The 20410-nt window shown below is 69.1% G+C and carries 14 protein-coding genes and 1 pseudogene; 6 read left to right on the forward strand and 9 right to left on the reverse strand.

Annotated features, from left to right (window positions below; genetic code table 11):
- Positions 1–82 precede the first annotated feature (82 nt).
- The 3 genes from P3102_RS22915 to P3102_RS22930 form a co-directional block, all read right to left on the reverse strand.
- The gene (locus P3102_RS22915; protein WP_276361639.1) at positions 83–3397 is read right to left on the reverse strand and encodes a fibronectin type III domain-containing protein; all 3315 of its coding nucleotides are present in this window, start codon (positions 3395–3397) and stop codon (positions 83–85) included.
- Between the two features lie 408 nt (positions 3398–3805).
- The gene (locus tag P3102_RS22920; RefSeq protein WP_276371306.1) at positions 3806–4699 is read right to left on the reverse strand and encodes an aminoglycoside phosphotransferase family protein; all 894 of its coding nucleotides are present in this window, start codon (positions 4697–4699) and stop codon (positions 3806–3808) included.
- Positions 4700–5134: 435 nt separating this feature from the next.
- Complete coding sequence (locus tag P3102_RS22930; RefSeq protein ID WP_276361640.1) at positions 5135–8584, reverse strand: indolepyruvate ferredoxin oxidoreductase family protein; 3450 nt, start codon at positions 8582–8584, stop codon at positions 5135–5137.
- Between the two features lie 162 nt (positions 8585–8746).
- Between P3102_RS22930 and P3102_RS22935 the strand changes: the two genes are divergently transcribed.
- Entirely contained in the window at positions 8747–9217 is a 471-nt protein-coding gene (locus P3102_RS22935; protein WP_276361642.1) for an Lrp/AsnC family transcriptional regulator, read from the forward strand.
- A 62-nt stretch (positions 9218–9279) separates the two neighbouring features.
- Here the strand turns inward: P3102_RS22935 and P3102_RS22940 are convergent, their stop codons facing one another.
- Positions 9280–10254 carry a YafY family protein gene (locus P3102_RS22940; RefSeq protein ID WP_276361644.1) on the reverse strand — a complete coding sequence of 325 codons (975 nt, stop codon included), beginning with the start codon at positions 10252–10254 and terminating at the stop codon, positions 9280–9282.
- A gap of 57 nt (positions 10255–10311) precedes the next feature.
- On the opposite strand from P3102_RS22940, the gene P3102_RS22945 reads away from it, so the two are divergent.
- Entirely contained in the window at positions 10312–12660 is a 2349-nt protein-coding gene (locus P3102_RS22945; RefSeq protein ID WP_276361646.1) for an excinuclease ABC subunit UvrA, read from the forward strand.
- A 63-nt stretch (positions 12661–12723) separates the two neighbouring features.
- Here P3102_RS22945 and P3102_RS22950 read toward each other — a convergent pair whose 3' ends face one another.
- The 4 genes from P3102_RS22950 to P3102_RS22965 all read right to left on the reverse strand — a co-directional run bounded on the left by P3102_RS22950 (position 12724) and on the right by P3102_RS22965 (position 14559).
- Entirely contained in the window at positions 12724–13293 is a 570-nt protein-coding gene (locus P3102_RS22950) for a hypothetical protein (protein ID WP_276361648.1), read from the reverse strand.
- A gap of 40 nt (positions 13294–13333) precedes the next feature.
- Positions 13334–13717, reverse strand: coding sequence for a YidC/Oxa1 family membrane protein insertase (locus tag P3102_RS22955; RefSeq protein ID WP_276361649.1), 384 nt, complete (start codon positions 13715–13717; stop codon positions 13334–13336).
- A complete protein-coding gene (yidC, locus tag P3102_RS22960; protein WP_276361651.1) occupies positions 13714–14133 on the reverse strand; it encodes a membrane protein insertase YidC in 420 nt (139 codons plus the stop codon). Before yidC ends, P3102_RS22955 begins: the two co-directional genes overlap by 4 nt.
- A gap of 69 nt (positions 14134–14202) precedes the next feature.
- Entirely contained in the window at positions 14203–14559 is a 357-nt protein-coding gene (locus P3102_RS22965) for a DUF6412 domain-containing protein (protein ID WP_276361653.1), read from the reverse strand.
- Positions 14560–14622: 63 nt separating this feature from the next.
- Between P3102_RS22965 and P3102_RS22970 the strand changes: the two genes are divergently transcribed.
- From P3102_RS22970 to P3102_RS22980, 3 genes are all read left to right on the forward strand, one after another.
- Positions 14623–16242: an ATP-binding cassette domain-containing protein gene (locus P3102_RS22970; RefSeq protein WP_276361654.1), complete on the forward strand. Its 1620-nt coding sequence runs from the start codon at positions 14623–14625 to the stop codon at positions 16240–16242.
- Positions 16243–16343: 101 nt separating this feature from the next.
- Positions 16344–17354, forward strand: a complete 1011-nt coding sequence (locus P3102_RS22975; protein WP_276361656.1) for a YdcF family protein — start codon at positions 16344–16346, stop codon at positions 17352–17354.
- 465 nt (positions 17355–17819) lie between these two features.
- A complete protein-coding gene (locus P3102_RS22980) occupies positions 17820–18644 on the forward strand; it encodes a class I SAM-dependent methyltransferase (RefSeq protein ID WP_276361657.1) in 825 nt (274 codons plus the stop codon).
- A 4-nt stretch (positions 18645–18648) separates the two neighbouring features.
- On the opposite strand, the pseudogene P3102_RS22985 reads toward P3102_RS22980, so the two are convergent.
- A pseudogene (locus P3102_RS22985) lies at positions 18649–19053 on the reverse strand (ATP-binding cassette domain-containing protein); the annotation flags it as partial.
- A 461-nt stretch (positions 19054–19514) separates the two neighbouring features.
- On the opposite strand from P3102_RS22985, the gene P3102_RS22990 reads away from it, so the two are divergent.
- Positions 19515–20309 (forward strand): PRC and DUF2382 domain-containing protein, encoded by a 795-nt coding sequence (locus P3102_RS22990; protein WP_276361659.1) that lies wholly within the window; start codon positions 19515–19517, stop codon positions 20307–20309.
- The last annotated feature ends 101 nt before the right edge of the window (positions 20310–20410 follow it).

The following is a 20410-nucleotide window of genomic DNA, read 5'->3' on the forward strand; positions in this document are numbered from 1 at the left end:
CTGAAATGGAGTACCCGTGGTCCGGTCAGGGGTCCGGCCCCGCCGCGAGACGCGACGGGGCCGGATCAGGGTTTCCGCGGGGTCAGCCGACCGGACGCGGCTTGAGGTTCACCTCCACCGTGTTGCCGGCACCCGAGGCGACACCGCTCACGATGTCGTTCAGGAACCCGCAGCCCTGCAACGGCGGCAGGGTGTAGGAACCGGTGAGCTTGCCACCGGCCAACGGATCGAAACCGGCCTTCGACTGGAGCGGGATCTGGACGGGCGTCTTCGTCCGGCAGGCCGGGCTCGCCGACACCGGGAAGCCGAAGACGCTGATCCGCGGCAGCTTGACCGTCACCGCCGACGTCGACTTGAGCACCCCGGCCGCCAGCGTGCCGGTGGTCTTGCCCGCCGACGCGAACTCGATCTTCGCGTTGACCGGGACGAAGCCCCAGAGCGTGAGCTTCGCGCTCGTCGGGTTCAGCGTGAGGTCGGCGTCGAAGGTCCCGTTCGCCAGCGTGATCGCGGCGTTGATACCGCCACGCAGGTCGATCGGGCCGGCGAGCTTCTTCAGCTGCGTCTTGCCTGCCAGGTCGTAGCTGTACTTGACGACCGGGGAGGTGTTCGGCCGGGTCTTCGCCGTGACCGGCGAGGACGCGGCCGACTTGTTCCCCGCGGCGTCCTTGGCGACGACGGTGAAGGTGTACTCCGTGTCGGAGGTGAGGCCGTCCACGGTCGCGGAAACCCCCGTCACGGATTTCACCAAGGCGCTGCCGTTGTAGACGTCGTAACCGGTGACGCCGACGTTGTCGCTCGCGGCATCCCAGGCGAGACTCACGCTGGTCTGCGTGGTCCCGGTGGAACGCGGGTTGGCAGGCGCACCGGGCGCTTCCGTGTCGGGCGCGGCCTGCGTCCGGACGGTGATGGCGGTGCTCGGGGTCGACAGGTTGCCCGCCGCGTCCTTCGCGACCACGGTGAACGAATACTCCGTATCCGCGGCGAGCCCGTCCACCGTCACGGAAGTACCGGTCACGGACTTCACCAAGGTGGCGCCGTTGTAGACGTCGTAACCGGTGACGCCCACGTTGTCCGTCGACGCGGTCCACTCGAGGCTCACGCTGGTCCGCGTGGTGCCGGTGGCACGGGGAGCACCCGGCGCGACGGGAGCCTGCGTGTCGGGCGCGGCCTGCGTCTTCGCCGTGACCGCGGCACTGGGAGCCGACGCGTTGCCCGCGGCGTCCTTCGCGACCACGGTGAAGGAATACTCCGTGCCCGGCGCCAGACCGTCCACGGTCGCGGCGGTCCCGGCCACCGTCTTGACCAAGGTGGTCCCGTTGTAGACGTCGTAGCCGACGACACCGACGTTGTCGCTCGACGCGTTCCAGGACAGCGCGACGCTGGACTGGGTGACATCGGCCGCGGCGAGACCCGCCGGGACACCGGGTGCTTCGGTGTCCGGGACCGTGGCCGTCCGAGCGGTCACCGGCGCGCTGGGCTCCGACCTGTTCCCGGCCGCGTCCTTGGCGACGACGGTGAAGCTGTACTCGGTGTCGGCGGTGAGACCGTCGACCGTGGCGTTGGCCTCCGTCACCGACTTCACCACCGTGCCGCCGTGGTAGACGTCGTAGCCGACGACACCGACGTTGTCACTCGACGCGTCCCACGCCAGGCCGACGCTGGAGGCCGAGGTACCGGTCGTGTGCAGGTTGCCCGGCACAGCGGGCGCCTGCGTGTCGGGCGCGGCCTGCGTCTTCGCCGTGACCGCGGCGCTGGGAGCCGACGCGTTGCCCGCGGCGTCCTTCGCGACCACCGTGAAGGAATATTCGGTACCGGCCGTCAGCCCGTCGATCGTGGCCTGGGGTTCCGTGACCGACTTGAGGACTTCGGCACCCTTCAGAACGTCGTAGCCGGTGACACCGACGTTGTCGCTCGACGCGTCCCAGGCCAGCGTCACACTGGTTTGGGTCGTTCCGGTCGAGTGCACGTTCGCGGGTGTCGTCGGCGCCTGCGTGTCAGGAGCCTTCGCGGTCTTGGCGGTGGCGGGCGCGGTGGCGGGCGAGACGTTGCCCGCCGCGTCCTTGGCCTTGACGGTGAAGGAGTACTCCGTGTCCGGGGTCAATCCGTCGACCGTGGCCGACGTGCCGGTCACGGACTTCACGAGATCGGCGCCCGCGTAGACGTCGTAGCCCGCGACGCCGACGTTGTCGGTGGCGGCGCCCCAGGACAACGCGACGCTGTTCTGAGTCACTTCACCGACCGTCACGGCGCCGGGAGCCGAAGGCGCCGTCGTGTCGGCGGCGGGAGTGACGGTGAAGGTGTGCAGGACGTTGGCCTGACCGTTCGCCGGGGTGCAGTCCGCGACGAACGTGCCGAGGCCGGTCTCCGCACCGGAAGCCGTCAACGGCGTCATGGTCAGCACCAGATCGTGCACCGAAAGCGTCGCCGTTCCCGGCTGGTCGAATCGCAACGCCGGCGCGGAACCACTCGCGTTGACGATCAGGTCGTTGCCCTTCGGCGGAATCGGCTGTCGCGGGATGGCCGTCGGCACGCCGACCGCGAGGTGTCCCTGCGGACTGGAGACCAGCGAGGTGGCCAGCGCGGAACCCTTGAGGGATTCGGCGCCGACGAGCCGCAGCCCTTCGGTCGCGGTCTTGCCCGCGTTGGAGACGGCCGTGATGTCGATCCTCGGGGTGAACTGGCCCACCGGGATCGTGTCGGGCAGCGTGGCGTTGATGTCGACCGTGACGTCCTGGTTGCCGATCAACGGGAACGGGCAGCTGTAGAGCTGCCGCAGTGGCGGGTGATCACCCGTGCCGACAACGGCTTCCGGGGCGACCGGCGAACCGGTCACGGTGTAGGTCTGGAGGACGGTCCCCTGCCCCGGCGCGAGAACGCAGTCCGAGGTGAAGGTGCCGAGACCCGTCGGGGTTCCGTCGGCCTTGAGCGGGGTCATAACCAGCTGGAGACCGGTCACGGCGAGCGACGCGGTGCCCGGCTGGTCGAACCTCAACGCGGGAGCGCTGCCCGTGGCGTTGACGACGAGGTCGTTGCCCACCGGCGGAATGGGCTGGTTCGGCACGTCGGCGTCGACCTTCACCGTCATCGTGCCCTGGCTGCCGGGCATCGTCACGGTCGAGGTCGCCTTCGCGGTGCCCTTGATTGTTTCGGCACCGACAAGACGAAGGCCCTCGGTCGCCGTTTTGCCCGCGTTGGACACGGCGGTGATCTCGATGACGGGCGTCAATTTCCCGGCTTCGATCGTCGAAGGCTGAGTGGTCTTGATGGTGACCGAAACTTTCTGGTCGCCGATCAACGGAAATGGACACGAGTAATTCTGGGTGAGCTCACCCGGAGCCGCGGCACTGGTGCCCGAACCCACCGCTATACCCAGCGCCACCAGTGCGGCCGTGCTCACGACGGCGATGCCCCCAGTGACCAGTCTTCGACTACGTCTTCCGTGTTTCACAGGTCCCTCTCCAACACATAGACCACGCTCGCCGAAAACACCGAAAACGAATGACACCCGCTTTCGCGGGGTTCCTCTTCAGCGGGCGCGTGTGCACGTTCACGGTTATGCCACAGGGAATTAACACACCCACCGGGTACGCCAGGCAAGCAAAATCACAGAGCCCGTGAGACCATTCGATGTCTTTGTCACCCGCGATCGATTCACCCTTCGCGAATCTGTCAGCCGCGCCTTCAAAACGTCCGCCAGCACGTCATCGAAGGTGGTTAATCGCCAACAGGAGCGCGATCAGGTCGGCACGCGCGGGGATATCGGTGCGCCTGCTCGCGGAGGAAGCGAACCGGGCGACCGTCTCCCTCAACGACCGGCCGAGTACTCCGAGAGGATCTCGCCCAGCACACGCCGCGCGTCCGCGGCTTCTTCGTCGACACGACCTCTTGTCCGCGCGCAGGTGTCCAGGGTCTTCCACAGGGCCCAGCCCCGTCCTCGCGCCCACGCCGCGTCGCCGACCGATAGCCGGTCGCGGAACGCCTGCCTGCCGTCGGCGCTCAGCAACGTCCAGGCAATGGCCGTGTCGCAGGACGGATCGCCGACACCGCAGGTTCCGAAATCGATGACAGCCGCCAGTTCTCCGCCCTTGAGGAGCAGGTTCCCCGGTGCGATGTCACCGTGGAACCAGGAGTCCACTCCGTCCCAAGGAGCGTCCAGCGCCGTCTGCCAGATCTCGCGGGCCGAGTCGACGTCGACATCGCCGTCCAGCACCGAGAGTGCGCGCTCGGCCGGCGCGTCATAGGTGCGCAGAGTGGCGCCACGGAACCAGTTGTGCTTACCCGGCCGCGGGCCGTCCGCGGCGTCGACCTTTCGCAACGCCGCCAGGAAACCCGCCAGGTCCGAAGCGAACCGAACAGGATCCGGGATTCGGTCCGCTCTCGCGGGTTCGCCGTCGAGCCACCGGTAGACCGACCACGGGAAGGGATAGTCCGCGCCGGGCCGTCCCTTCGCCAGCGGCACGGGGATGGGCAGTGGCAGCCGGGGCGCGAGCGCCGGAAGCCAGTGCTGTTCCTTGTCCACCGCCAGCGCGTACTCGGCCGCACTCGGCAGGCGCGCCACCATTTCCTCGCCGAGCCGGAACGTGACGTTGTCCCAACCGGATTCGGCCACGGGCCGGATCGGAAGCCCGGCCCACCGCGGGAACTGCTCGGCGACCAATCCGCGCACCTGCGCCGGGTCGACGGCGACTCGCCGCGGCATCGGACCGAGATCCGGTGTACTGCTCACCACGACATCCTCGTTCGACGGGGTCCAGACGGTCGCGCCGGCCGAGACACGGCTCGGCCGGTGTCGCCGAGACGCTAGTCGAGTGTCCAGTGGACCGCAGGGGATTTTCCGGCGGCGGTGGCGGCGACACCGACGACGCGGCCGTTGTCGCTGATCCGGTAAGCCTGGCCGCGGGTACCGCCGGGCAGCTTGCCGAGCTGCCGGCATTCCCCGTTCCGGAACCAGACCGTCGCCTGACTTCGGAAAGTGCCCGCTGCCGGTCTGGCGCAGGGCTTCCCGCGGCGTCACCGTACGGTGACGCAGTCCGCGATTTCCTCGATCTCCGCCGGAGCGGGCGATCGCCTGGGATCACCCGGCCGGTGCGCCCGGCCCGTCCGTCACGCGGGAACGGCACGGGCTGGGCTCGCGTCAGCCGCTCACCCCGAGCGGGTCCCCCGGCACGAGTTCGGCGACGAGCGCGGACTGTTCCCGGCGGTAGGCTTCGACGTTCGCCAGTTTGACGTCCTCGTAACCGCGGATCAGATCGGGCAGCTCGGCCAGCGCCAGGAGCCTGCCGCGATCGGCGTCCTCGGTGCCGAACGCGGCGAGGATCGTTTCCCGGTACTGCACGACGAGTTCTCGCTCCACCTTCCGGACGTGTGCCTTGCCGAACGGGTCCCATCGCGTGCCGCGCAGTTTCCGCGCGGCACGCAGCGCGACGAACACCGGGCGGAACTTCGGGCCCAGCGCGACCTTCCGCTTCATGCCCAGCGCGCGGAGCACGGGCGGGTGCAGACGGTAGGCATAGCGGCTGCCCACCCCGAACTCCGCCTCGATCCCGGCGAGCACGGCGGGATCGAGCGACAGCCGCGCGACCTCGTACTCGTCCTTGTAGGCCATCAGTTTGTGCAGGTTGCGGGCCACCGCTTCGGTGACGACGGTCGAATCGCCTTCGAGGATCCGGACGCGCTCGACGAACTCGGCGTACTCCCGCGCGTAGCGAGCGTCCTGGTACCGGACGAGTTCGGCCACGCGGATGTCCAGCAGGCGCGCGAGTTCCGAACCCGGCTCCGCGTGCACGAGCGCGCGGGCACGCAGGGTGGCCGCCGACGGGGCCGGGGTCGCGGCGACGGCCGGAGGGGCGACAGCGGCGTGCAGTCCGCCAGGATCGGCGACGAGCTGTCTGCCGCGGCGGAACGCCTGGAGGTTGCCCGCGACGGCCACGCCGTTGAGTTCGATCGCGCGTTCCAGGCTGGCCGCGTCCAGCGGGATGGCGCCGGTCTGGTGCGCCGCGCCGAGCTGGAGGATGTTGGCGAACTGGTCGTCGTCGAACAGGGTTTCCGCGAGCGCCCGCGCGTCGAGCGCCACGGTGCGCGCCGCGCTCTCCGAGATCGCGCCCCGCACGGCCGCCGCGTCGGGGAAGGACACGGTGGTGTCGACGACCATCCGGCCGGTCGGCACCTCGGTCGTGGAGATCACGGCGGTGGTCCGGCCGGGGTCCGTCACCGTCAGATTCGCGGGATCCGCACCGACGAGGACGTCACAGGACAGGTACAGATCGCATTCTCCGGCCGCGAGTTTCGGGGCCTGCGGTGTCGGCTCGGCGGTGATCTTCAGATCCGAGACGACGGCGCCGCCCTTCTGCGCGAGCCCCGTCTGGTCCAAGGTCCGGACCTGCCTGCCCTCGAGCACGGCGGCCGTGGCGAGGATCTGCGCGACGGTGACCACGCCGGTCCCGCCGACACCGGTGATCCGCACGGTGAAGTCGGTCCCGGTGGTCTGGGGCTCCGGCAGTTCGGCCGCGGTGATCTCCGCGAGCCGCGCCCGGTGTTTGCGCCCGGTGGGCAGCACCGTCATGAACGACGGGCAATCCCCCGCCAGGCACGAATAGTCCACATTGCACGACGACTGGTGGATCGCGGTCTTGCGGCCGAACTCGGTGCCGACCGGCTGCACGGACAGGCAGTTCGACTTCTCGCCACAGTCGCCGCACCCTTCGCACACCCGCTCGTTGATCACCACCTTGGCGGCCGGGGTCTCCAGCTTGCCGCGACGGCGTTTGCGACGCTTCTCCGCGGCGCACTCCTGGTCGTGGATCAGCACGGTCACCCCGGGAACACGCGCGAGTTCCTCTTGCGTGCTCAGCAGCTCGTCGCGGTGCCGGACCTCGACGCCGTCGGGCAGCCGGACACCGCGGAACCGCTTCGGCTCGTCACTGGTGACGACCACCTTGGCGACGCCTTCGACCAGGAGCAGCGACGCGAGCCGCTCCACCGGCAGCCCGCCGACGGCGTCCTGTCCACCGGTCATCGCGACGGTCGCGTTGTAGAGGATCTTGTACGTGATGTTCACCCCGGCCGCCACCGCGGCCCGCACCGCCAGGCTGCCGGAATGGGTGAACGTGCCGTCGCCGATGTTCTGCACGAAATGCGTGGCGTCGACGAACGGCTCCATCCCGAGCCACTGCGCGCCCTCGCCGCCCATCTGGGTCAGGCCGACCACGTCGCCGACCTGTTCCGGTTCCATGAACAACGCCATGGCGTGGCAGCCGATGCCGCCGCCCACCACCGTGCCCTCGGGCACCTTGGTCGAGGAGTTGTGCGGGCAGCCGGAACAGAAGTACGGCGTCCTGGTCAGCAACGGCACCGAAATGCGCTCCCGGCGTCGTCGCTGCCGCCACGCGGTCACCGACGGGATGTCGTGGTGCTCACTCAGCCGCGCGGCCAGGACCCTGGCGATGGCGTCCGGATCGAGTTCACCGAGTTCGGTGCACAGGGTGCGGCCGTCCGGACCGGTCTTGCCGTGCACGGCAGGCGCTCCGGCGGTGCCGTAAAGCACCTCCTTGATCGCCGATTCGACGAAGGAACGCTTCTCCTCCACCACGACGATCTCGCTCAGGCCGTCGGCGAACCGGCGGACGATCGACGGTTCAAGCGGATGGACGACGCCGAGTTTGAGGATCCGGATCCCGTGCCGGGACAACGCGTCGGCGTCCAGGCCGAGCAGCCGCAGCGCCTGCATCAGGTCCAGATAGGACTTTCCGGCGGTGACGATGCCGACACGGTCCGCCGGCCCTTCGTGGACGATCCGGTTGACCCCGCTCGCGCGCACGTACTCGACGGCCAGCGGCAGACGTTCGGTGTACAGGCTGCGTTCGAGCGCCATCAGCGTGGTGCCGAGCAGCCGGGAGCTGGGCTTGTGCCGGTACGCGGGCAAGGCCAGCTCCGGCGCCGTCCACCGTGGCCGGACGTGCGCGGTGCCCGCGGCGTCGGCCACGTTCGCCACGAGTTTCATCGACGACCACAACCCGCTCGCCCTGGACAGCTCGACGGCGTGCAGGCCGAAGTCCAGCACGTCCTGCGAGTCGGCGGGAAAGAACACCGGCATGGCCAAATCGGCCAGCGCGAGCTCGGAGGCGCAGGGCACCGAGGAGGACTTGGCGTTCGGGTCGTCGCCGACCAGCGCCACCGCGCCGCCCGCCGGATCGGTGCCCGCGAGATTGGCGTGCCGCAGGGCGTCGGTCGCCCGGTCCAGTCCGGGTGCCTTGCCGTACCAGAACCCGGTGACCCCGCCGCGCGACGAGCCGACCGACGCGGTGAGCTGACTGCCCATCACCGCCGTCGCGGCGAGTTCCTCGTTCAGGCCGGGGCGGTGCACGACGTCGTGCTTTTCGAGCAGGACGGAGCGGCGGCCGAGTTCGAGGTCGTACCCCGCCAGCGGAGAGCCTTCATAGCCGGAGACGAACACCGCGGGCGAGGCCCCGGCGGCGCGGTCGTGCCGCACCCGGTCGAACAGCATCCGGACCAGGGCCTGGACCCCGCTGAGGTAGACGGTGCCGTCCTCCCGCAGATACCGGTCCTCCAACGTGAACTGCTCCACCAGACCTGCCTCCTTCGGCACCCCCGTGCGATGTCACGACAGGAGACCCGACCACGCGGGCCGTCGCAACAAGCGGCAGTCTATTGACCGCCAGCACGCAAAAAATCCGGCCCATCCCCGCCGGTGGCCGAGATCCGTTGCGTCTGCGTACCATCCTCGCTCATGGCCGACCAGCTCATCGACGAGACCGATCGCGAAATCCTCGAACTGCTTCGGGAGGACGCCCGGCGCACTCTCGGCGACATCGGAGCCCGCGTCACGCTCTCGACCGCGGCGGTCAAACGCCGCATCGACCGCATGCAGGAGGCCGGCGTCATCGTCGGCTACACCGTCCAGATCGACCACGCCAAACTCGGCTGGGCCATCGAGGCGTTCACCGAACTGCGGTTCACCGGGACCACCAAGGTCGGCGAGATCGTCCGCACCACCACCCGGATGCCGGAAGCCCAGGCGGTGTTCACCATCGCGGGCGACCCCGACGCGCTCGTCTGGCTGCGGGTGCGGGACATGGGCCACCTGCAGCACACCATCGACGAGATCCGGCGGCACCACCAGGTGACGGGCACGAAGACCCTGATGGTGCTGGACTCCTGGACGCGCGGGCAGCAGTGGCCCCACCCCGGCGACACCTGACCGCCGTGTTCGCCCTTCAAGCACGCGAGTTACGTCTCCAAGCACGCGTGTTCGCCCTTCGATCACGCGTGATCGCCGTGGGGTCCCTTGCTCCCGCGCATCAGCCGTCCCCCGATCCGCGCGAGGTACTCGCCGAACTCCGCCGGTTCCTCCACCGTGAACGAGAGGTCGGCGAGGACGAGGACAACGGCCAGCCACTCGAAGGAATCGACGTACGCGACATAGCGGCAGCGATGGTCACCGAGGGCTTCGAAACTCCCGTCGATCCGGTGAAGGCGGGCCGCGGCCTCCTCCGCGCCGACGCCCAAGGTCAGCGTGATCCGGAGCGACTTCGGACTGTGGAAGCGTTCTTGCAGATGAGCCGCGACGTCGTCGACGGGGAGGGCGCGGGGCTCGAAAGCCACGTCGGTCGTCTTCGGCTCGGTGATCCGGTCGAGGCGGAAGCTCCGCCAATCCCGTCTGCCGAGGTCCCAGGCGTAGAGATACCACCGCCTGCCGAGCTGGACGAGGCGCATCGGCTCGACGGTCCGTGACGACAGGCCGTCTTTCGCCGTGTACGCGAACTCGACGCACCGGCGAGCCGCGATCGCCGCGGCGAGGACGGTCAAGACGTCCGGAGTGACGCGCGGTGGTTCACCGATCCCGAACTCGACCGCGGCGAGCATTTCGTCGGTCCGTTTCCGCAGCGCCGCGGGCAGGACACGCCGGAGTTTCGCGGCGGCGCGGTCCGCCGACTCGGCGGTCAGGTCGACGCCGGTCCCGCCCGCCGCGGCGAGCCGCAACCCGAGCACGGTGGCGATGGCCTCGTCGTGTTCCAGCATGAGCGGCGGCAGGGCGGCCCCCGCGACGAGACGGTAGTTCCCGCCCGGACCGCGGCTGCTCTCCACGGGATACCCCAGGCCGCGAAGGTGGTCGATGTCGCGGCGAAGCGTGCGGGGCGGGACTTCCATGGCCGTCGCGAGGTCGGCGGCGGGCCAATGGCGGCCGGACTGCAGGAGCGACAGCAGCCGCAACATCCGTTCCCGTGGTGCCGTCATGACGCCTCCCGTTAATTGTGGCCGAAAACCGGCCACATCTCATCGTAGCCTGGCTTCATGGCGAAATTTCAAGATGAGCGTGGCCGGTGGATCACGGTGGAAGGAGCCCGGACGAACAACCTCCGCGACGTGTCGGTGCGGGTGCCGAAACACCGGTTGACGGTGTTCACCGGCGTGTCGGGGTCGGGCAAGTCGTCACTGGCGTTCGACACGATCGCGGCCGAAGCCGAGCGTCTGGTCACCGGGACCTATCCCGCCTTCGTGCGGAACCGGCTCCCCCAGCATCCGCCCGCCGAGGTCGACCGGATCGACGGTCTGGTCTTCACCACGATCGTCGATCAACGGCGGTTCACCGGGAACGCGCGGTCCACCGTGGGCACCGCGAGCGACATCGCGCCGCTGCTGCGGCTGCTGTTCTCCCGCCTCGGCAAGCCGGGTGCCGGGTTCACCCCCGCCTACTCGTTCAACAGTCCCGAGGGCATGTGCCCGCGCTGTGAAGGACTCGGCGTGATCGACGACATCGACCTCGACCGGCTGCTCGACCGCTCGCGAAGCCTGCGTGATGGCGCCGTGCGCTTCCCGACCTTCGCCCCCGGCACCTACCGGTGGAAACGGCTCGTCGACTCCGGACTCGTCGATCCCGATGTCCCGCTGGGACGGTTACCGGCGGGGAAGGTCGAGACCCTGCTACACGCCGAAGGACTACGCCTCGACGATCCGGGCTCCGGCTATCCCAAGCACGGCGTCTTCGACGGCGTCGTCCCCCGGCTGCGGGACTCCTACCTGCGCAAGACGCCGTCGCGCCTCACCGCCGAGGAACAGGAGGGGCTCGACGGGGTCGTCAGCCGCGGCGTCTGCCCGGAGTGCGCGGGGACCCGCCTCTCCGAAGCGGCGCGCGGCAGCCTGATCGACGGGCGGTCCATCGCGGACTGGTCCGCGATGCCGGTCGGCGATCTGCGTGACGTCGTCGCGGCGGTGCGCGATCCGTCGGTGGCACCACTGGTACAGGCGATCCGGGAACACCTCGACGCGCTGGATTCGGTCGGCCTCGGCTACCTCAGCCTCTCCCGGGAGTCGAGGACGCTTTCCGGCGGCGAAGCCCAGCGCGTCAAGATCGTCCGCCACCTCGGCAGCGCGCTCAGCGACGTCTGCTACGTGTTCGACGAGCCCAGCACCGGCCTGCATCCGCACGACGTGCACCGGTTGCTCGAACTGCTGACCAAGCTCCGCGACGCGCACAACACGATCCTCGTGGTCGAACACCATCCCGCGGTCATCGCGGCGGCCGACCACGTCGTCGATCTCGGACCGTCCGGCGGCGAGGGCGGCGGACGCGTCCAGTTCGAAGGTGCCCCCCGCGATCTCGTCGCGGCCGGCACCGAAACCGGACGGGTTCTCGCTGCCCCGCTGCATTTCCGCGAGCGGCCCCGTGCCGCCCGAGGGACCGTGACGATCGCCGGCGCCCGCAGCCACAACCTGCGTGACGTCACCGTCGACATCCCGCTCGGCGTCCTGACCGTCGTCTCGGGTGTCGCCGGTTCCGGGAAGAGCACCCTGATCACAGGCGAACTTCCCCGGCGGCACCCCGATTTCGTCGTCGTCGAACAGGCTCCGCTGCGCGGTGGCATCCGCTCCACCCCCGCCACGGTGCTCGGTGTCGCCGAACCCATTCGCGAAGCCTTCGGCAAAGCCACGGGGAAACATCCGTCGTGGTTCAGCGCCAACGGCCGGGGAGCCTGCCCGGTCTGCAAGGGGAAGGGCGTCATCATCACCGATCTGGCGTTCCTCGACGACGTCCAGACCGGCTGCGACGCCTGCGGCGGCACCCGGTTCAACCCGGCCTCGCTCGACGCGCGCCTGAACGGCCGGACCATCGCCGACATCCTGGCGATGAACCCCGCGGACGCCGCCGCCCTGTTCGACGAGAGCGCGCCCATCGCGCGGCGGTTGCGCTGGCTGGACCGGGTCGGGCTCGGCTACCTGACGATCGGGCAGGGCCTCGACACCTTGTCCGGCGGCGAACGTCAGCGGCTGCTGCTCGCCCGTCACCTCGCCGACGCGGGTCCCGCGGACGAAGTGCGCCTGATCCTCGACGAACCCACCGCCGGACTGCACGGCAGCGACGTCGACCGGTTGCTCGCCCTCTGTGACGAGCTCGTCGACGGCGGCGCGACCCTCGTCCTGGTCGAACACGACCAGCGGGTGATCGCGCACGCCGATCACGTCATCGACATCGGGCCGGGCGCGGGCGCCGACGGCGGGACGGTCGTGTTCGAGGGGACGCCGTCGGCTCTGGCCGAAGACTCCGCGTCGCTCACCGGCCGTCACCTGCGAACGCGTTCCCGGCGCCGGACGGCGCCGGGAACACCCACCCGCCCGGGAACAGTTCCCGGGCGAGCGAGATGATTCCCGACGCGGCTTTGCCCGACACGCCGGTACCGAACAGTTCATCGGCCGACTTTCCGTGAGCTAGCCGACAAGCTCGCACGCTTTGTCGGCCTTCATCGCCGAATCGAGGCCGGGAACCTCACCGGTCTCGACGACGGACCTGTGCGACACCAAGTCGATCCCGATCACGTGGAGGGACGCTTGGGCGTATTCCACGCCGCCCTTCGGAAGCAGCGCCAGCGACTCGGTGACCTGTTTGCGCAGCTTCCGGTAGAAGGCCAGCTCTCCGGCGGAGAGCGTGTTGGCCTCCTGCGCCGGCGGCGCGGCCGGTGGCAGCTTCTCCAGTCCGCCGATCGCCGCCGCCAGCGCGGAGTCCAGCTTGGTCAGCGAAGCCGCCGCTTTCGGCAGATCCGCGCGGCTCTTGATTTCGTATCCCTTGGCCAGGCTGTAGACGATCACTCTCATGTCCTTGACCGCGCCGCAGTACTTTCCCGCCCAGGAGACGAGCGCGGGATCCGGACCGGTCGGCGACGGCGCCACCGTCGACGGTGCGGGCGCCTGCTCCGGTGGGTTCGCACCGCACCCCGCGAGCAGGCAGCCGGCGGCGAGCGCCACGGTCACTCGAACGCGCGCCGCCGTCTGGAGCTTCATCAGGCCGAGGGTAGACCGGTCCCGCGGGACCGGTCCCCCGCTACTCGACCGCGGCCCGCCGTCCGGTCTCCTCTTCCCTGTCGACGACCTTGGTGAGGAAATGCTGCTGCCCCAGCGTCCACACGTTGGTGGCCAGGAAGTACAGCAGCACGCCGATCGGCACCGGGAAGAACGCTCCCGAGACCAGCATGCCGACCGGCGCCAGGTACATCATCAGCTTGGTGATCCCCGCCGCCTCCGGGGCGGTCGCGGTCTGCCGAGTGAGCCCCGAACGCAGCGAGAAGAACGTGGCCAGGCTCGCGATCAGCATCAGCGGCACCCCGACCGCGATCATGTGGACGTGATCGGTGCCGAACGCGGCCAGCTCCGCCGCCGATTGCGAAAGCCAGTTGCCGAGCTTCGCGCCGAACAGGTCGGCGTTCAAGAAGGACTCCACCCCGGCCCGGTCGAAGACGTGGTTCGACGCGGCTCCCGGGGTGAAGCGCGCAGAACCCAGTACAGGGAAAGGAACACCGGCAGCTGGATCAACGCCGGAAGGCAGCCGCCCAGCGGGCTCACCCCGGTCTCGGCGTGCAGTTTCTGGATCTCTTTCGCCATCCGCTGGCGATCCTTGCCGTATTTCTGCTTGAGCTGCCGCATCCGCGGAGCGAGCGCCTGCATACGGCGGCCCGCCCGCAGCGCGCTGAGAGCGGGTTTGACCAGCAGGAGGCGGAGGGTGAAGACGAGGAACACGATGGACAGCACCCAGGCGACGCCCGAGTCCGGGCTCGAAACGGCGCCGAAAACCTTGTGCCAGAACCAGAGAATGGCGGAAACGGGGTACAGGAAGACATCGAACACGACCAGGTCACTCCGTCGATTGAAGGTGTGTGGGCAGGAGTGACTGCCTCACCTTCGGACGAGGAGAGATCAGGCAGCCACGATGCCCGCTGACGGAGCCCGGGGCCGGACGCGGCCACGCGCGTCGGGGTCGCGCAGGCTCAAGTACAGCCGCGCGCGTTCGCGCAGGCTGATGGCGCGCACCTGCATCGCGGCGGCCGCCGGTTCCAGGCCGAAGTGCGCCGCGAGCGCGAGCAGGACGACGGCGAGGGACGCGGTCAGGGCGGCGGCCAGCCCGAGCGGGTTCGCCAGCGCCACCGACGCCGTCAGCGCGGCGGCCAGGCTCAGCGGGTTTTCCCCACCGACGACCGGGAACATGACGAACAACTCGGGCAGGAACAACGCAAGCATCAGCTTGAGCCGCACGCCGAAGTAGGTTCGCTCCACGTCACCGACACTACCGGAGATATTGCGTTGCGTGACGCCCGCGTCCGCGGGCAGGCTGACGGAATGGGTCACGTCGAAGTCGCACACGTCGAGTACCACCTACCCGACGGGCGGCTGCTCCTCGACGACGTCTCGTTCCGGGTCGGGGAAGGCAGCGTCTGCGCGCTCGTGGGCGCCAACGGTGCGGGCAAGACCACTTTGCTGCGGCTGATCTCGGGCGAACTCACGCCCGACGGCGGCTCGGTGACCATCAGTGGCGGACTCGGCGTGATGCCCCAGTTCGTCGGATCGGTGCGCGACGAACGCACCGTCCGGGACCTGCTCGTGTCCGTTTCGTCGGAAGCGCTTCGCGCCGCCGCCCGCGCCGTCGACGAGACCGAACTCGCCTTACTGGAACGCGACGACGAAGCGAACCAGATGGCGTATGCCCGGGCGCTCGGCGATTGGGGTGACGCGCGCGGCTACGAAGCCGAAGTCGTGTGGGACAAGTGCACGACGGCGGCGCTCAACCTGCCGTACGAGAAGGCACGCCGGCGTGAGGTGCGCACCCTGTCCGGCGGTGAACAGAAACGGCTGGTGCTGGAGGCGTTGCTGCTCGGTGGTTCCGGCGTCCTCCTGCTCGACGAACCGGACAACTACCTCGACGTCCCCGGCAAGCAGTGGCTGGAAGAGCGGCTGCGTGAGACCCAGAAGACCGTGCTGTTCGTTTCGCACGACCGGGAACTCCTCGCGCGGGCGGCGAAGAAGATCATCAGCGTCGAACCCGGTCCCGCCGGCGGCGACGTCTGGGTGCACGGCGGTGGCTTCGACACCTACCACCAGGCACGCGCGGAACGGTTCGAACGCTTCGAGGAACTCCGCCGCCGGTGGGACGAGAAGCATACCCAGTTCAAGAAACTCGTCGCCGACCTGCGTCAGTACGCCGCGCGCAGCGACGAAATGGCTTCGCGCTACCACGCCGCGCAGACCCGTTTGCGCAAATTCCAGGAGGCCGGAGCGCCTGCCGCCCCCCCGCGGGAACAGAAGATCACCATGCGCCTGCGCGGCGGCCGGACCGGTGTCCGCGCCGTCACCTGCGAAGGGCTCGAACTCCGCGGTTTGATGAAACCCTTCGACCTGGAGGTCTTCTACGGCGAACGGGTCGCGGTGCTCGGCTCGAACGGCTCCGGCAAATCGCATTTCCTGCGACTGCTGGCGGGCGAGGACGTCGCGCACGACGGACGGTGGAAACTCGGCGCCCGCGTCGTCCCCGGCCATTTCGCGCAGACACACGCCCATCCCGAACTGCTCGGGCACACGCTCGTCGACATCCTCTGGACCGGCTACGCGCGAAGCCGCGGGCCCGCGATGAACATCCTGCGCCGCTACGAACTCGACGGCCAGGGCGACCAGCGGTTCGAGAAGCTGTCCGGCGGGCAGCAGGCGCGGTTCCAGATCCTGCTGCTGGAGATCGGCGGCGCCACCATCCTGCTGCTGGACGAGCCGACCGACAACCTCGACCTCGCCTCGGCGGAAGCACTGCAACAGGCGCTGGAAGCCTACGAAGGCACCACCGTCGCGGTGACGCATGACCGGTGGTTCGCGCGCTCGTTCGACCGGTTCCTCGTGTTCGGCTCGGATGGGCGGGTCCGGGAAACGCCGGAACCGGTATGGGACGAGCGGCCGGTGCAGCGGGTGCGATAACAAGCCTGCCGGACAAGGAAAGGCGACACCCACCGACGGCACCACCGGTGTCCCCGTCGTATGGTTCACTGCCGCCGCATCGTCCGAAGGCTGGAGATCTCGTGAGGGCCGCCGCAATTCCCTTCGCCATCGCGGCCTTGTGCTGCGCGGCTTTCCTGATGAGCTTCCTTCGCGACCGGCGACGGCTGCGGAACGGCTTCTACCTTTTCTTCGCGCTTCTGTTCCTCGGCGTGACCTTCATCGCGTTGCTCGCCTCGGTGTCGCCGGAGGCCGCGGGCTTCGTCGCGGTCGGTGTGCTCCTGCTGATCGTCCCGACGGCCCTCGCGCTCACGGTCTTCCTGATCTGCAACGGGATCACCATGCTCCGCCGCGAAGGACGCAGGCTGTCCAACGTGCTGTCGCTGTTGACCGGGGTCGGTATCTGCGTGCTGATCGTGTTCAACGCGACGGTCACGCAGCTGGCATGGGAGCCTCTCGACATCCTTCGCGGCAGCCTCAATGGAATCGTCGTCTACGTTTCGTTCCTCTTCGTCTGCTTTCTCCTGTACTCGATCGTCTATGGCCGGATCCGCACCGAGAAGGGCGTGGATTTCGTCGTGGTACTGGGCTCGGGACTGCTGGACGGTCACCAGGTGCCGCCGCTGCTGGCCAGTCGCCTGAAGCGGGCCGAACGCGTCGTGGCCGCGGAGGCCCGCCGCGGCCGGGAACCGATGGTGGTCACGTCGGGCGGGCAAGGGCCCGACGAGGCCTTGCCCGAGTCTCACGCCATGGCCGACTATCTGGCCGAAAACGGGCTCGCGCGGGAGCGGATCCTCCTGGAGGACCGGTCGCGGACGACCTTCGAGAACCTCACCTTCAGCGCCGAGATCATGGAGCAGCGCAAGCCGGATTACCGGTGCACGGTGGTGACGAACAATTTCCACGTGCTCCGCGCCGCCCTCATCGCCCGCCGCGCGAAGGTGAGCGGCCAGGTCATCGGATCGCCGACGGCGTGGTACTTCTGGCCGAGCGCCACCATCCGCGAGTTCGTGGCCATCCTGGTCGACCACAAGTACAAGAACCTGGTCTTCTGCGGGCTCATCGTTCTCTCGCAGGTGTCGCGCGCCTTTTGAGCCGAGTACGTGAAGCCCAGGATTCGGCGCGGTCGCGTGACCGCTGGTCGGTGCGTGATTCGGATCTCGGCGGCGGGACGGACTCGTCACACCCGATTGGGCGTTTCGCAAGAAGGTCGTAAGTGGCGCTCCGGGTTCTGCGAAGGGAACCGGGCCGGTATTTGCTCACCTACACCTGACCAGGCAGGTCTCGGGTCGACCCCATTCCTCCATCGTCTTCCTCCATCGTCGAGGGGGCGTGCCGGTCGGTCGAAGCCCGGAACCCCTCCCCGCCCACACCACCCGGCACGAACCCCGACCATCGGATACGAAAGTGGCGTTCGCGACACGCGGGCCGGATGCCTCCACAGCCCGGCCGAAGAATGGACACCCCGGAACGAATCCCCGGCACCACCGCCCACAGCGACATGACAAATCCCGGCATCCGGTTGACAACGCGGTTTTCGCCGGGTCATCGTCCTGCGCATGAGCGCTTACACGCGGCAGGCGATGGCGCGGCTGTTCGACCGGACGGCGGAGACCTACGACGCTCTCGGCGTCGACTTCTTCGGCGTGTTCGCCGCGGAGCTGCTCGACCGGGTCGGGCTCGTCCCCGGCGAGCGGGTGCTGGACGTCGGCTGCGGACGTGGCGCGGTGCTGTTCCCGGCGGCCGGACGGGTCGGCGCGAGCGGATCGGTGCTGGGTATCGACCTTTCCGCGGGAATGATCGGCCGCACCGCGAAGGACATCGAAGACCGCGGGCTCACCAACGCCTCGGTTTCCCTGATGGACGCCCAAGAACCGACACTGGACGAGGCCGCGTTCGACGTGCTCCTCGCGTCGTTCGTGGTGTTCTTCCTACCGGACCCGGTCGCCGGTCTGCGATCCTGGCATCGGCTGCTCGCGCCGGGCGGCAGGCTGGGCGTGACCACGTTCGGCGCCGACGATCCCCGGTGGGCGGCCGTTCGCGAGGTGTTCAAACCGTTCGTACCGCCGGAGCTGGCCTGGACCCTGGCCGTCAGGTCCGGCCTGTTCGCCACCGTCGAGGGTTTCGGCCAGGCCGTGGAGTCGGCGGGCTTCACCGGTGTCACGTCCGTGGAACATGTCTATCCGGTGAAGTTCGCCGACCCCGGGCACTGGATCACCTGGTCCTGGTCGCACGGCCAGCGGATGTTCTGGGAGCTGATCCCGGAAGACCGCCTCGACGCCGTGCGCCGGGCCGTGCTCGCGGAACTCGAGCCGCTGCGCGAACCCGACGGGAGCGTGGTGCTGGCGCAGACCGTGCGCTACACCGTCGCCCACCGTGGTTGACGGCTCATAGCGCGAGCCTCGGCCAGTTCTCCGTGTCCCGCGACAGCTGCCTGTCGTGCGTGACGATCACCACCGCGGCAGGAGTCACCTCGAGTGCGGCGGTCAGCTCGTCGACGAGCGTGGCGGACAGGTGGTTGGTCGGCTCGTCCAGCAGCACCACGTGCGGACGGCGGGCCAGCACCAGTACCAGGTCCAGCCGCCGCCGGGCACCGACCGACAGCTCGGCCGCCGGACGGCGCCGGTCGTGACCACCGAGCAGACCCAGCTCGCCCAGCCCCGGAGTGCCCGCCCTGGCGAGCTGCTCGTCGGCGGTCAGGTCACCGGCGAGCACCCGGAGCAGGGTCGTCTTGCCGCGACCGTTCTCCCCGACGATGGCGACGCGCTCGCCGGCGGCGGCGGCGAGCGCGACCCCGGAGAGCACGGGCCGTTCCCCGAAGGAGAAGTGGACGCCGGACAGGCGGACGTGCGCCGCGGGCGAAAGAGGGGATGACATGAAGGGACTCCTCCGGTGAAAAGGTGATGAGCAGGAAGAACGAACTCCGGTAGCGCGCTCGCGCGGTGCCGGTGGAGGCGTCGTTCCTCAGAGGAACAGCAGTTGCTGCATCACGAGCACCAGGGTAGGGCAGGCGCGGACACCCCGCAGCCGAATTCTCGACGCGACAGATCCACACCTTCGCACCAATCCAGACTCCGCGATCACAGCCCGCAGACCCTCTTTCACCTGCGAGAACACGGCGGACATAGCCCGTCGGAGCGCCTTCAAACCATCACTTTCAGGGGTCACCCACAGTTACCCCACGGCGGTTGCCATGATCACCGGCCCGGCTGACGGTGGGCTTCTCAGCAGCATCGTTCGAGAGGAGCAGGCAAATGGCGAAGACCATGCAGCCGCAGGAACTCATCGACAGCGCCGTGGTCGACCCGACGGGGAACAAACTCGGGAAGGTCGGCAACGTCTATCTCGCCGACGCGACCCGCCAGCCGGAATGGATCACCGTCAAGACGGGGCTGTTCGGTACCAAAGAAAGTTTCGTCCCGCTCTCGGGCGCCCATGCGGACCGCGACGGCGTGCACGTCCGCGTCGACAAGGAGGCCGTCACCGACGCGCCCCGGATCGAAGCAGACGGGCACCTGTCCGCGGAGGAGAGCGCGCGGCTCTACAAGCACTACGGGCTGCCGATGCCGCGGACGTCGCCGGACGGCCGGATGGACGAGCGGGCGCAGGGGCGACCGGGCGGAACCGATCGCGACAAGGCCGCGATGGACGCGGGCGCCGGCATGAAGGATCGGGACACCGAGTCCACCATGACGCGCTCCGAAGAGCGGTTGAACGTCGGCACCGAGCGGGTCGAGACGGGTCATGTCCGGCTGCGCAAGTACGTCGTCACCGAGGAGCAGCAGATCACCGTTCCGGTCAGCCACGAAGAAGTGCGGATCGAACGGGAACCGATCACGAAGCCCGGCGGCGAGCGGGTGGAGATCGGCGAGGACGAGCAGGAAGTCGTGCTGCACGCCGAAAAACCGGTGGTGAACAAGGAAACCGTCGCGGTCGAACGGGCGCGGCTCAAGACCGAGACCGTCACCGAGGACCAGACGGTCTCCGGCAAGATCCGCAAGGAGCAGTTCGAGGTCACGGACGACGAAGGCAAGCACCGCAAGTCGTGACCCGGAGCGGGGGCGGCCGCCGACGGCCGCCCCCGGGGTTCAGCGCGAGCGCCGGGCGCGACCTGGCCCTCGACCGCCCGAGTGCGCAGCCCGGCGACAGG

Origin of the sequence: Amycolatopsis sp. QT-25 (assembly GCF_029369745.1) — a bacterium.
Taxonomy (GTDB): Bacteria; Actinomycetota; Actinomycetes; order Mycobacteriales; family Pseudonocardiaceae; genus Amycolatopsis.